General features: G+C 62.8%; 11 protein-coding genes and 1 pseudogene. 6 read left to right on the top strand and 6 right to left on the bottom strand.

Translation table 11 applies throughout. The features are described 5' to 3' along the window. The first annotated feature begins 28 nt into the window (after nucleotides 1-28). From C2R25_RS09875 to C2R25_RS09865, 3 genes are read left to right on the top strand one after another with little or no spacing between them, the layout of a single operon-like run. Complete coding sequence (locus C2R25_RS09875; RefSeq protein WP_103729019.1) at nucleotides 29-1,441, top strand: hypothetical protein; 1,413 nt, start codon at nucleotides 29-31, stop codon at nucleotides 1,439-1,441. After that, on the top strand, nucleotides 1,438-2,361 hold the full coding sequence (locus C2R25_RS09870; RefSeq protein ID WP_103729018.1) for a phage exclusion protein Lit family protein: 924 nt from the start codon (nucleotides 1,438-1,440) through the stop codon (nucleotides 2,359-2,361). Before C2R25_RS09875 ends, C2R25_RS09870 begins: the two co-directional genes overlap by 4 nt. An 18-nt stretch (nucleotides 2,362-2,379) precedes the next feature. Further along, on the top strand, nucleotides 2,380-2,883 hold the full coding sequence (locus C2R25_RS09865) for a GIY-YIG nuclease family protein (protein WP_103729017.1): 504 nt from the start codon (nucleotides 2,380-2,382) through the stop codon (nucleotides 2,881-2,883). A gap of 301 nt (nucleotides 2,884-3,184) precedes the next feature. Here C2R25_RS09865 and chrA read toward each other — a convergent pair whose 3' ends face one another. The 6 genes from chrA to C2R25_RS09835 form a co-directional block, all read right to left on the bottom strand. Next, nucleotides 3,185-4,384: a chromate efflux transporter gene (gene chrA / locus C2R25_RS09860; RefSeq protein WP_103729016.1), complete on the bottom strand. Its 1,200-nt coding sequence runs from the start codon at nucleotides 4,382-4,384 to the stop codon at nucleotides 3,185-3,187. A gap of 66 nt (nucleotides 4,385-4,450) precedes the next feature. After that, nucleotides 4,451-5,167 (bottom strand): arsenical resistance protein ArsH, encoded by a 717-nt coding sequence (arsH, locus tag C2R25_RS09855; protein WP_098107553.1) that lies wholly within the window; start codon nucleotides 5,165-5,167, stop codon nucleotides 4,451-4,453. Further along, nucleotides 5,167-6,222 carry an ACR3 family arsenite efflux transporter gene (gene arsB / locus C2R25_RS09850; protein WP_046845539.1) on the bottom strand — a complete coding sequence of 352 codons (1,056 nt, stop codon included), beginning with the start codon at nucleotides 6,220-6,222 and terminating at the stop codon, nucleotides 5,167-5,169. The genes arsH and arsB overlap by 1 nt, the downstream gene beginning before the upstream one ends. A 9-nt stretch (nucleotides 6,223-6,231) precedes the next feature. Beyond that, the gene (gene arsC / locus C2R25_RS09845; protein WP_046845538.1) at nucleotides 6,232-6,657 is read right to left on the bottom strand and encodes an arsenate reductase (glutaredoxin); all 426 of its coding nucleotides are present in this window, start codon (nucleotides 6,655-6,657) and stop codon (nucleotides 6,232-6,234) included. A gap of 8 nt (nucleotides 6,658-6,665) precedes the next feature. Next, the gene (locus tag C2R25_RS09840) at nucleotides 6,666-7,193 is read right to left on the bottom strand and encodes an arsenate reductase ArsC (RefSeq protein ID WP_046845537.1); all 528 of its coding nucleotides are present in this window, start codon (nucleotides 7,191-7,193) and stop codon (nucleotides 6,666-6,668) included. Further along, a complete protein-coding gene (locus C2R25_RS09835) occupies nucleotides 7,186-7,557 on the bottom strand; it encodes a helix-turn-helix transcriptional regulator (RefSeq protein WP_046845536.1) in 372 nt (123 codons plus the stop codon). The genes C2R25_RS09840 and C2R25_RS09835 overlap by 8 nt, the downstream gene beginning before the upstream one ends. 136 nt (nucleotides 7,558-7,693) lie before the next feature. Here C2R25_RS09835 and C2R25_RS09830 point away from each other — a divergent pair, with 136 nt between their 5' ends. The 3 genes and pseudogenes from C2R25_RS09830 to C2R25_RS09820 all read left to right on the top strand — a co-directional run. Then, nucleotides 7,694-9,184, top strand: a complete 1,491-nt coding sequence (locus tag C2R25_RS09830) for an IS1182 family transposase (protein WP_233203893.1) — start codon at nucleotides 7,694-7,696, stop codon at nucleotides 9,182-9,184. Between the two features lie 167 nt (nucleotides 9,185-9,351). Continuing rightward, on the top strand, nucleotides 9,352-10,545 hold the full coding sequence (locus tag C2R25_RS09825) for a DUF932 domain-containing protein (RefSeq protein ID WP_103729015.1): 1,194 nt from the start codon (nucleotides 9,352-9,354) through the stop codon (nucleotides 10,543-10,545). A gap of 176 nt (nucleotides 10,546-10,721) precedes the next feature. Continuing rightward, nucleotides 10,722-12,446, top strand: a pseudogene (locus C2R25_RS09820) (ParB/RepB/Spo0J family partition protein); the annotation flags it as partial. Nucleotides 12,447-12,724 lie beyond the last annotated feature (278 nt).

Genomic DNA, 12,724 nt, shown 5'->3' with positions numbered 1-12,724 from the left:
TGTCGCTCTTATCGCCGCGAGGGTGACGATGGCCGCCGACGTTAAACAGCAACTGATCAAACCCTTAAACCAGCGGCAGTTCGAACTCTACGCGCTGTCGCTTGAGCGTGGACCGAACTTCGAGGCGTCCCACATCTTCAGCGCCTATCAGGTTGGTGGCAGCGCCTGCGGCTGCATCCTTCGCGATCCAGAGCACGGGGCGTTCACCACCTTGGCCATGCGTCGACGCGTCGACCATCTTTGGGTGCGCGTCGACGAAGGGGGGCCATTCTCTACCCCTGAAGCAGCACTCGACCATCTCAGCATCAGCATGCGCGGCGGCGAGCCGCCCGAACCGCTTCCACCGGGCGCGCGGCGCCGTCCACCCCTGATGCAGGCAGGCGCGCGCGGCGTCTCGCCCGAGTTTGAGCTTCTTGCCGGGACGGTGAGCCATGTACCCGCCCTCATGGCAGTCGGTGAATGCTATCTCGCGCTTCCCAAGCCTGACGCCAATTTCGTCACCGATCTGCAGACCAACAACTTCGCCTCGCGGCTTTTCGAGCTCTATCTGCTCGCCTGCTTCCGCGAGCAGGGGCTAATCGTCCAGCAGGATCATGTCTCTCCAGACTTCTGGATCGAAAAGGATGGCGCCGAGTGCTGGATCGAGGCGGTCACCGCCAACTCTGAAACCCCGCGCGCGGGCGGGATCGGCGACTGGGTACATGCGCCAGAGGACCGTCGCGAGCGGCTTACTGGCGCGCCCGCCGAACGTTTCGCCAAGACGCTGCGGGGCAAGCTCCAGCGCAACTATCATGAGCTGGAGCACGTAGCGGGCCGCTCCTTCGCCATCGCCATCGCGGACTTCCATGAATCCGGTTCGATGGTGTGGAGCCGCGAGGCGCTTCCCACCTATCTCTATGGCCTACGCGCCGACGTTGAAGGCGAAGGCGCGCATCGCCGCGCGATCGGCACCTCAATCGCCAACCTCACCGGCAAACATGGCATTCCGGCCGGCCTGTTCCGCGACCCGGACTTCGCGCATCTGTCCGCAGTCATCTTCAGCAATGCCGGCACGCTGGCCAAGTTCAACCGCATGGGCTTCCTCGCCGGCTGGCGACCGCCCGGTCTGGAGATGATCCGGCGCGGCATCCTGTTTGATCGGACACCTGGCGCGCTCGAGCCAATCGATTTTGAGCTGACGGTCGGCAGCGACGAATATCAATCGCTCTGGCCTTGGGGGGAAGCCTGGTGCCAGGAGCTGGAGGTCTTCCACAATCCGCGGGCGGCCCACCCTATTCCCTTCGATCTCATTCCCGGCGCCACCCACTGGTTTGAACGCGACGGCGATGTCGAGTGCAGCACCATCTGGGCGAACTCGGTTCTGTCGTCGATCACCCATCTACGTATGTCCGGCGAAGCCGCGACGTCGTCCCCTGATCCGGAGGAGACCAAACACGCATGACGACCGAGCCATCCGACCGGACAATCATCCTCCATCTGCTGCGCGGCGCAGTCCCCGAGCGCGCCGACGAGATCAGCGGTCTGTGGAGCCGTTACGGCCACGCCGTCGAAGTCGCTCCCAGCGGCAAAGGCGTCACAATGAATGCAGACGCCAGCCGCATCAGGTTCGACACCAAGACGATCGATTTCTTCTGGTTGCTCGGCTTTAGCGCCTGGCGCGCGATCGAGGTCTATTCGCCCGCCTTGGTACTCGCGACCGTAACCGGGATGCCGCTCGACCAAGCGCTGAATGTCGACACCGAACGGGGGCAATACGAATTCGACTACAGACAACGCGTCGCCAACGCTCAATCGCTCATTGCAGTCGAACAGACCGCCGACATTTCCTGGCCGGCGGACATCCCAGAGCCGACCCCCGATCGCGACGGCCTCGCGGACAATCAGCACAAGGCCGCCTTCGACCTGGTCGCGCTCGCCCTTGCCTTCGCGCTCCTGCATGAATTCCGACACGTCATGTACTGCGCCGACAACGACGCGCCTTCGACACTGCCCGAAGAGGAAATCGCCTGCGACACCTGGGCGCGCGAGTACATGACGAGCGGCCTCGCCGCTTACGCTAGGGAGCATGGGCACCATTATGCCCAAGTCCACCAAAAGCGTGCGATGGGAATGGCGCTCGCCGCCGTGATCATCCATGCGATGACGCCGACCCACGCGCATTGGGGCAACCGGCAATATCCGCCGATCGCCGAGCGGCTTACGGCGATGATCAGCGGTTACAGCCTGCCGGCCGGTTCGTCCTTCTGGCCGCTGACGGCCTGCCTGCTGATCGCACTCATGAGGCAGGAGAACCGGCCGCTCGACATCGTCGCGAACTCAAATCAGGAGATGGTCGAGATTCTGCTCGACCGGCTCCGGTAACGCCGCGAGGAGCGCGACGTGCCGGTCTATTTCATTGGTGAAGACGAAAATGGATGCACCCCGATCAAGATCGGGGTGGCGAAGAACATAGAAGCGCGCAAACGCAGCCTCCAGACTGGCAACCCCCTGGACTTGCGGCTGCTTGGGTGGATCGACACGGCCGACGCCTTCCAGCTTGAGCGACACCTGCATCACCATTTTGCAGCGACTCATGTGCGCGGAGAGTGGTTTTCCATCGAGCCGGCTGACATTCTGCCCATTCTCATGCGCGCAGGCCACGATGGATTTGTCGCCAAGAACGCCGACGCCTTCCAGATCGTCGGATATGATCGCGACGCCATTCCCGAATATCTGGGCGTGTGGGAATGGGCCGAACTGGAAATGGATGAGTGCTGCCCGTTCTGCGGATGCCTGTGCGGCATGCATTTCCAGGAAGCCTCGCAGATGTACTATTGCATCCGATGCGACACGCTGACCGACTTTTCTGAGCTCGATCCCCATGACGAGCCCCCGGAAGACTGAGCCTTTGAGCTGACGCGCGATAGACTGGCCTAGCGGACCTGAGCGGACCGAAAGGTGGGAACACGCCGATCCTGGTAAACGTAATTCCGGCCTTACGATTCTGAGGGGAAAGCCTTCCCCTGCGCCCGAGCCTTGCGTCTCGGCCGACCCCTTCTGCGGGGAGACCCCCAGGCTGTGCAGAAACTCTCCCTGATGTCGCTGGGCTTGGATCTCGCCGGCTAGCGTTGGCGTGGCGCGACACAATTCAGCATCGTGCTACCTCGGGTTTGACAGAGTGAGCCCGATAGCTTTCGAAACCGCCTTACATCAACAGGCTAAGCGCAGCTCCACCCACGGCCGCCAGCAACACGACGACCCATGGCGGAGCTTTCCAGGCCATCAGCGCCACGAAACAAATCAAGGCCAGTGCGAAATCCGGCATGCCTCCGATCGCGCTGGTGAAGACAGGCGAATAAAGCGCAGCGCCGAGGATTCCGACGACTGCGGCATTGGCGCCCTGCATGGCCGACTGCGCCCACGTCTTACGGCGCAGTTGATCCCAGAAGGGCAACGCCCCGATCAGGATCAGGAAGCCCGGCAGGAAAAGTGCGACAAGAGCGATCGTCGCGCCGGCCACGCCGTTCGGCGCCGGTCCCATGACCGCTCCGAGCCAGGCGGCAAAGGTAAAGAGCGGTCCGGGGACCGCCTGCGCTGCGCCATAACCCGCAAGGAAGGCATCATCGGACACCCATCCTGGCGTGACAGTTTCAGCCTGTAACAGCGGCAACACGACATGTCCGCCACCAAAGACAAGCGAGCCGGCACGAAAGAAGCTGTCCGCCAGCGCCCATCCTTGCGCTTGCCCCGCTAGGACCGGCAGGCCAATCAGTAGGGCGACGAACAGCGCGAAGGCCATCAGTCCGGCTTTGCGTGAAACCGGCACAGGCAGATGCTCGCCAATCGTGACCTGTCCTTTGCCAAGAGCCAGCCCGGCAAGTGCGCCCAGCAGTATGGCCGCCATCATCCCGATCGCTCCCGGCGCCCAGGCAAGCAGAAGCACGGCCACGACCGCGATCGTGGCGCGCTCCTTATCGGGGCACAGGTTTTTTGCCATGCCCCACACGGCTTGCGCCACGATGGCGACGGCGACGATCTTGAGACCATGTAGGACGCCAAGCGCTAACGGGCTTTCCAGCCGCGTAGCCGTCATGGCAAGCGCAAGAAGGATCATGGCCGATGGCAGGGTGAAGGCGAGGAAAGCTGCGAACGCGCCGAGCCATCCCGCCCGCGTCAGACCAAGAGCAAAGCCGACCTGGCTGGAAGCCGGACCGGGCAGGAACTGGCACAGTGCCACCAAATCGGCATATGCGCTTTCGCTCATCCATTTTCGCCGCGTCACCAGCTCGTCCCGGAAATAGCCCAGATGTGCGATCGGTCCACCGAAGGAGGTGAGCCCTAGCTTCAGGAATGCGCGGAATACCTCGGAGACGCTTCCTTGCGACTGTTGCGGGCTATGATCCATTCAAGGGACCTCGTTGGTTGGGGCATTCTTGCGAGCGATGACGTGCGATCGGCGCGGAATAGATTCTCAGGTTGCAGCCGTCAGATTGACCCGCTGCATCAGGGCCTCGCCGCTCTCCTTGCGCTCGGAATAGCGGTCGGTCAGGTAGGGTGAGACGTCGCGCGTCAGAAGCGTAAACTTCATCAGTTCCTCCATTACGTCGACCACTCGATCATAATAAGAGGACGGTTTCATCCGGCCCGCATCGTCGAACTCCTGAAAGGCCTTGGCGACGGAGGACTGGTTGGGGATCGTCACCATGCGCATCCAGCGGCCGAGCACACGCATCTGGTTGACGGCGTTGAAGCTCTGCGAGCCGCCGGAGACCTGCATCACCGCGAGTGTCCGGCCCTGCGTTGGCCTTACCGCGCCGACCGAAAGGGGAATCCAGTCGATCTGCGCCTTCATCACCGCGCTCATTGCGCCGTGCCGCTCCGGGCTGGTCCAGACCTGGCCTTCCGACCAGAGCGAGAGCTCTCGCAGTTCCTGCACTTTCGGATGCCTGACCTCGGCGCCGTCCGGCAATGGCAGGCCATGCGGATCGAAGATGCGTGTTTCCGCGCCAAAGTGTTTCAGCAGACGCTCGGCCTCGAATGTCAGGAAACGGCTGTAGGATCGCTCGCGGAGCGAGCCATAAAGCAGCAGGATACGCGGCGGATGGGTAGAAGGGTCGGTTACGCGCAGCCGACCAAGGCTGGGAGTATCAACGCAGCCGGCATCAAGATTGGGAAGATCGTCCGGCATCAACGCTGCTCTTTCGCGAGTTCGGACACCTTGCCGCCACGCTCATACCAGCCTTTGGAGCGGTTCACGATCCAGACGACCGAGAGCATCACCGGCACTTCGATCAGCACCCCGACAACGGTGGCGAGCGCCGCACCCGAGTGAAAACCGAACAGGCTGATGGCGGCGGCAACCGCCAGTTCGAAGAAATTTGACGCGCCGATCAGCGCCGAGGGACCGGCAACGCAATGTTGTTCGCCGGCAAGCCGGTTGAGCAGATAGGCAAGGCCGGAGTTGAAATAGACCTGAATCAGGATCGGCACTGCCAGCAGGCCGATGATGGCCGGCTGCGCGATGATCTGCTCGCCCTGAAATCCGAACAGCAAAACAAGCGTCGCCAGCAAAGCGACGAGAGAAGCCGGGCCGAGCTTTGAAAGCAGCCGGTCAAGCGCTGCCTGCCCGCCACTTGTCAGCATCCGGCGACGGATGATCTGCGCGATGATGACGGGAATGACGATATAAAGGATGACCGACAGGACCAGCGTGCCCCACGGCACGGTGATGGCTGACAGGCCCAGCAGCAGGCCGACAATCGGCGCAAAGGCGACGACCATGATCGCGTCGTTGAGGGCGACCTGGCTCAATGTGAAATGCGGTTCACCCTTGGTCAGGTTCGACCAGACAAACACCATGGCCGTGCATGGCGCGGCTGCAAGGATGATGAGGCCGGCAATGTAACTGTCGATCTGGTCGGCAGGTAGATAGGGCCGGAACAGCCAGCCGATGAACAACCAGCCCAGTAGCGCCATCGAGAACGGTTTTACCGCCCAGTTGATGAACAGCGTTACGCCGATGCCGCGCCAGTGGCGGCCGACCTCACCAAGCGCAGCGAAGTCGATCTTGAGCAGCATAGGGATGACCATCAGCCAGATCAGTACCGCCACCGGCAGGTTGACCTTGGCAATTTCCATCGTGCCGATGGCATGAAATGCGCCCGGCAGAAAATGGCCGAGCGCGATGCCGACGACAATGCACAGCGCGACCCAGAGGGTCAGGTAGCGTTCAAAGGTGGACATGCAATTCTCTCACGCCCTTGCGACGCGACGGCCGTGTTCGTCCACCACGCGCTCGCCGTCTTCCTTGACGAACGCGCCGCGTTGCGGCGGCAGCAGGTCGAGCACGTCCTCGGACGGTCGGCAGAGCCGGACGCCCTTAGGGCTGACGACGATGGGTCGGTTGATCAGGATAGGATGCGCCATCATGGCATCGAGCAATTGCGCCTCGCTCAGAGCCGGGTCGCCAAGGCCACGTTCGGCATAAGGCGTGCCTTTCTCACGGAGCAGCTCTCGCGCAGATATACCCATGCGCGCGATAAGCCGAGTCAGCATGTCCCGAGATGGCGGCGTCTTCAGATATTCGATGACATGCGGCTCGACGCCCGCATTGCGGATCATCGCCAAGGTATTGCGCGAAGTCCCGCAATCCGGGTTGTGATAGATGATGACATCCATGGCTTGCCTCACGCCGCGCTGTTTCTGGGAGACGACGCGCCATCTGATTGGCCGATCTCGGTCAGCTTCGTGCGCAGCGACGCCTTGTCGAGACTAGCAACCGGCAGGGACGTGAACGCCGAGATGCGGTTCTTCATGTAGCGGAAGGCCGCAGCGAAGGAGACTTCCTTCTGGATATCCGGCCCATCGACGGCGGCAGGGTCTTCGATGCCCCAATGAGCTGTCATCGGCTGGCCAGGCCAGACAGGGCAGGTTTCGCCGGCGGCGTTGTCGCAGACGGTGAACACGAAATCCATAACAGGCGCATCAGGCCCAGCAAACTCTTCCCAACCCTTCGAGCGGAAGCCTTCAGAGGGGTAGTCGAAGCTCTTCAGCACCTTCAGCGCGAAGGGATTGACCGCCCCCTTGGGTTGCGACCCGGCAGAGAAGGCACGAAATCGGCCTTCGCCATCCTTGTCCAGGATGCTTTCCGCGAGGATTGAGCGCGCCGAATTGCCGGTGCAGAGGAACAGGACGTTGAAGATGCGGTCAGTCATGAGTGGCCTCCTTTGCGGTGAGGGTTTGCGGTGAGCAGCAAGGGGAAAAATCGGCGATCAGCGGCGCGCAGATCTCGGGTCGGCCGCCGCAGCAATCCTTGACGAGAAAGCTGGCAAGCGCGCGAACGGCGTCGAGCCTTGCCCGATAAATGATCGACCGGCTATGCCGCTCCGCCTCTATCAGGCTGGCGCGCGTCAGCGTCGCCAGATGTGTGGACATCGTATTGTGGGGGACATCTAACCTGCGGGCGATCTCGCCTGCGGGCAACCCGTCCGGCTCATGCTCCATCAGTAGACGGAACACGTCGAGTCGGGTCGGTTGCGCGAGCGCGGCGAAAGCGAGGATGGCATTATCTGATTCCATATGTCGAGAATAATCGACATATTGGCGAGAGTCTAGGCAGGGACGATCCGAAGTTTCCACCTGGTCGGGTAGCTGGACAGCGCCGCCGAACAGTGAGGACGGGAAGCCCAAGCGCGCTCAGTAGATATTGCTCGTATTGCCAAGCATTTACTGGGGTTATTCACCTGCGGATGGTACACTTAATTATTTGCGGGACGGGGGCACGATGGGACGCTTTATTGAGGGATATGACCGGAGCCAGCCGTTACTGCTGCCCGCCTGTGTTGAAGATTACGTGTCGCAGGACTCTCTCGTCCGCGTCATTGATGCCTTCGTCGAAACCCTCGATCTCACGGCGCTCGGCTTCGAGCGCACCGTCTCTGCCCCGACAGGACGACCTGGCTATCACCCCGGCGACATGCTGCGGCTCTACATCTGGGGCTACCTGAACCAGTTGCGTTCATCGCGACAATTGGAGCGCGCCTGCCAGCGCGATCTGGAGGCCATCTGGCTGATGCGGCGCATGACCCCGGACTATCGGACCATTGCGGCGTTCCGGCACGACAACCCCGAAGCGATCATCCGCACGGGGGCCGCATTCATCAGCTTCTGTCGCGAGAACGGCTTGGTCACTCCTGGCAAGGTGGCGCTGGACGGAACAAAGATGCGGGCGGTTGCCAGCGCGAAGAATATTGCAGGAGCGGATCGTCTGGCACGCGACATCGCTCATACCGAAACAGAAATCGCCTACTATCTCGACCGCCTCAACATAGCAGATCAACACTCGGAGCGCGCGCGCGATCAGACGGTCAATCGCGCGGCGTTTGCCAGCGCGATCGCGTCACTCGAACGCCGTAAGCAGCGCTTGGAAAAGCGGCAGGCCGAACTTGCTGAGCATGATACCAACGTCGTGGTCTTCGGAGAGCCGGATGCACGACCAATGGGATATGGCCGGGCGCCGAAGTTCCCGGCCTATAATCTCCAGAGTGTCGTCGATATCGAAAGCGGGCTGATCATTCACAACGATGTCGCCAACGAAGCCAACGACAGCCAGTTGCTGCATCCAATGGCGATAGCGGCAAAAGAAGTGCTCGACGTCGACCAGCTCGAAGTGCTGGCGGACGGAGGCTACTCGAACGCGCAGGAAGTCGCGCGTTGCGAACAGGACGGCGTCCGCGTGGCAGCGCCGATCAAGCGCGGGGCCATGAGCGCGCAATACTTCCGCCCCGTGCAATTCGTCCATGACGAGCAGACCGACACGATCCGCTGCCCTGCTGGTGAAACCATGTATCCCAAGGGCAAGCATACCCGAAATCGGGCGATCCGTTACAGAACGCCCGCCTGCCAGACTTGCCAGATCAAACAGCAGTGTACGCCGGGATATCAGCGCACCATTCACAGGCTCGTGGATCAGGGCGCGCTCGATCGGATGGAACGTCGGGTTCAGGAGAAACCTGATCTTATGACGATCCGGCGCTGCACGGTCGAGCATCCCTTCGGCACCATCAAGCGAATGTCTGGCGGAGGTCGCTTCCTGACCCGCGGTTTGCGGCGGGTGAAAGCCGAAGCTGCCCTCTCGGTCCTGGCATTCAACATTATCCGCGCTTCGAACGCCTTCGGAACCGGAGCGCTGATGTCGCGGGGCTGAGAACCCCGCTCTATTCGGTTTGCGTCATCGCGGCCGCATCGAGTCCTCGCTGAGTTTCTGCACAGCCTGCCCCGCAACGCCCCCTGAGAGTGAGAGTGCGGACCGGTTTCCGTGACGGGTGAATAGCTGGGAGAGAGGCTCCCGCGCCCGTCGTGGAGATTGGTCCCATGAACATGCAAGTTCTCGATGCGCGCCGTGACACGACCGGCGGTTACAAGGTGGATGTCAGCCGCGGCGAGCGGGTCGGCCGCGTCTCGTCTGAGTGGTTCTCGCGCCCGGCCGACGAACGCTACCTCTCGCTCTCCGAACTGGCGCGATCGGTGCGCGACCGCGCCGACCGCAGCCGGGCCCGCGTGGTGGAAAGCGCCCTGATCCATGTGGAGGCGAACCGCAACAACCCGGAGCGGTTGGCCCTGATCCTGCCCGGCACCGATACGGCCATTGCGCCGACACACTGGTCCTTCGGCCAGCTCGCCAGCCTGGTCGGCGCACCCGCCGCCTATCTACGGCAGCTCCCGGCCGCGCTCGCCGGGATCAACCTGCAATATGGCCTGACTTCCAATCGCGCCGAGCAGATCAAGACGCTGGAAACCGATGACGGCCGCACGGAACTGCGCGCCGTCACCGGCCCAGATTATGGGAGGATATTCGACGCAGAACTGGTGGAAGCCGTGCAGCGCATAGCCGGCAACGGCACGGGCGACACCCGCTGGAAGGTGCCGGGCGTACTCGACTGGTCGACCGGCGTCTACAATCCGCGCGTCGACATCACCAAGGACACGACGACGCTCTATGCCTCCGATCGCGACGTCTTCCTGTTCCTGGTCGACGACCTGAATCCGATCGAGGCCGGCCGACTGCCGGACGGATCGCCCGACCTCTATTTCCGGGGCTTCTATTGCTGGAATTCCGAGGTCGGCGCCAAGACGCTTGGCATGGCGAGCTTCTATCTCCGCGCGGTCTGCCAAAATCGCAATTTGTGGGGCGTGGAAGATTTCGAGGAAATCACCATCCGCCACAGCAAATACGCCGCCAATCGCTTCGCGCACGAGGCGGCCCCGGCGCTGCTGAACTTCGCGAACTCCTCGCCCATGCCATTCGTCAACGGCATCAAGGCGGCCCGCGAGCGGATCGTCGCCAGAACTGACGAAGACCGCAACGACTTCCTGCGTCGGCGCGGCTTCTCCAAGGCCGAAACCGGCAAGATCATCGACAGGGTGCTGGCGGAGGAAGGCCGCGCGCCGGAGTCCATCTTCGATTTCGTGCAGGGCATCACTGCCGTCGCGCGCGACAAGCCGCATCAGGACGCCCGCCTCGACATGGAGGCCAAGGCCAAAAAGCTGCTCGATCGAGCCGCCTGATTTCCGCAAAGCCGGGGATGCGGTTTTCCGTGTCTCCGGCTTTGCGCTTCCGTGTCTCTCCGGTTCACCGGTCCGTGGCGCTGCCCCCCTTCAGAGGAAGAGGGCGGCGCTTCGCTCCGTGACGGGTTGGAGGTCGAGAGAGAGTCTTTCGGCCGCCCGTCGCGGAGTAAATCCCGATGGCTACTGCTGTTCAGAAGATTGTCCTGTCGTGCTCGCGCGACATCCCCTTCAACAAGCTGGTGCTCAGCCAGTCCAACGTCCGACGCGTGAAGGCCGGCGTCTCGATCGATGACCTTGCGGCCTCGATCGCGCGTCGCGGCCTGATCCAGAGCCTCAGCGTCTTCCCGGTGGTCGACGCCGAGGGCGTCGAGACCGGCATGTACGAGGTGCCGGCCGGCGGCCGCCGCTTCCGCGCGCTGGAGATGCTGGTGAAGCAAAAGCGCCTCGCCAAGGTCGCACCCGTGCCCTGTGTTGTGCGCGAACGTGACGGCGCGATCCTCCCCGAAGAGGTGTCGCTCGCCGAGAATATCGAGCGCGCACCGCTGCATCCGCTCGACCAGTTTCGCGCCTTCCACGACATGCGGGGCAAGGGCATGTCCGAGGAGGAGATCGCGGCCGCCTTCTTCGTGCCGGTCCAAGTTGTGAAGCAACGGCTTCGCCTGGCTTCCGCATCGCCGGTACTGCTCGAGATCTATGCCGAGGACGGCATGACGCTGGAGCAGCTGATGGCCTTCACGGTGTCGCCCGACCACGCCCGCCAGGAACAGGTCTGGGATGCGATCAAGGACGCCTGGTCGAAGGAGCCCTATCAGATCCGGCGCATGCTCACCGAGACCACGGTGCGCGCCTCGGACAAGCGCGCCGTCTTCGTCGGCCTCGACGCCTATGAGGCTGCAGGCGGCATCGTCATGCGCGATCTCTTCCAGTCCGACGATGGCGGCTGGCTGCAGGACCCGGCGCTGCTCGACCGCCTGGTCGCCGAGAAGCTGAAGATCGCGGCCGAGGAAGTCGCCGCCGAAGGCTGGAAGTGGATCGAGGTCGCGGTCAGCTTCCCCTATGACGCGACCCGCGGCCTGCGCGAGCTGCACGGCGAGGCCCTCGACCTTACGACCGAGGAACAGGCGACGATCGACGCCCTGATCGGCGAGCAGCAGAAGCTCGAGGCCGAATATCAAGACGCCGACGAGCTGCCGGACGAGGTCGACCAGCGGCTCGGCGAGATCGAGACGGCGCTCGCCGCCCTCGAGGCGCGACCGGTCCGCTACGAGACCGATGATATCGCCCGCGCGGGCGTCTTCATCAGCATCGCCCATGACGGCAGCTTCGACATCGATCGCGGCTATGTCCGGGCCGACGACGAAGCGCCGATCGCCCCCGAGGGCGAGACCGGCGTGGAAGCCGGCGGCGATCCGGCGGAACCGATCGTGCAGCGGGCCGTCATCACGATCGGCGGCCAGCCGACCGAGCCGGAAGACGACGAGGACGACGCGATCAAGCCGCTTCCCGATCGCCTCGTCACCGAGCTGACGGCCCATCGCACCCTGGCGCTTCGTAATGCGCTGGCCGACAACCCGCATGTCGCGATGACCGCGCTCCTCCACAAGCTGGTCTCCGACACCTTCCAGCATCGCATGTACAAGGGCGCGATGGAGGCCTCCGTCAGCCACGTCTTCTTCCCGGTGCAGGACGATGCGTTGAAGGACAGTCCGTCGGCCCGCGCGGTGCATGAACGCCACGAGGGCTGGACGGGCGACATTCCCGCCGAGGACGACGCGCTGTGGGACTGGCTGGCGGCGCTCGACGATACGAGCCGGATGGCGCTCCTGGCGCATTGCGTGAGCTACGGCGTCAACGCGCTCTACGAGAAGCCGAACCCCTATGGCGGCAACGGCGTCTCACAGTGTGATTAGGCATGGAATAAGGACCCCGCATTTGGGGTGATCGGCATCCAAACGGGACCCCCATCTGCGATGGGGTTACGACAGCCTCCGGTTTCATCGGAGGCTTTTTGTTTGGATGCTCATTGTGGAAACGATTTTGAAGATACGCCGGTGTCAACGCCGGGATAAAATTGGGCCAGGCACCGGTTTAAAAAGGGGCCAGTTGGTTTGAATAAAAAGCCTCATGGTTGAGGCTGGACGCTCTCGGCAGCGGGGAAGCGGCTGTAGCGGAGCGGAAG

The organism is Novosphingobium sp. HII-3, from assembly GCF_002916655.1.
GTDB classification, from domain to species: Bacteria; Pseudomonadota; Alphaproteobacteria; order Sphingomonadales; family Sphingomonadaceae; genus Novosphingobium; species Novosphingobium panipatense.
Note: the sequence above shows the minus strand (reverse complement) of the source record. Positions and strands in the feature narration are given on the sequence as shown.

Bases quoted from the DNA above. Each gene is read 5' to 3' on its own strand.
- C2R25_RS09875 (WP_103729019.1), top strand. From the start codon at position 29: ATGGCCGCCGACGTTAAACAGCAACTGATCAAACCCTTAAACCAGCGG.
- C2R25_RS09870 (WP_103729018.1), top strand. From the start codon at position 1,438: ATGACGACCGAGCCATCCGACCGGACAATCATCCTCCATCTGCTGCGC.
- chrA (WP_103729016.1), bottom strand. From the start codon at position 4,384: ATGGATCATAGCCCGCAACAGTCGCAAGGAAGCGTCTCCGAGGTATTC.
- arsH (WP_098107553.1), bottom strand. From the start codon at position 5,167: ATGCCGGACGATCTTCCCAATCTTGATGCCGGCTGCGTTGATACTCCC.
- arsB (WP_046845539.1), bottom strand. From the start codon at position 6,222: ATGTCCACCTTTGAACGCTACCTGACCCTCTGGGTCGCGCTGTGCATT.
- arsC (WP_046845538.1), bottom strand. From the start codon at position 6,657: ATGGATGTCATCATCTATCACAACCCGGATTGCGGGACTTCGCGCAAT.
- C2R25_RS09840 (WP_046845537.1), bottom strand. From the start codon at position 7,193: ATGACTGACCGCATCTTCAACGTCCTGTTCCTCTGCACCGGCAATTCG.
- C2R25_RS09835 (WP_046845536.1), bottom strand. From the start codon at position 7,557: ATGGAATCAGATAATGCCATCCTCGCTTTCGCCGCGCTCGCGCAACCG.
- C2R25_RS09825 (WP_103729015.1), top strand. From the start codon at position 9,352: ATGAACATGCAAGTTCTCGATGCGCGCCGTGACACGACCGGCGGTTAC.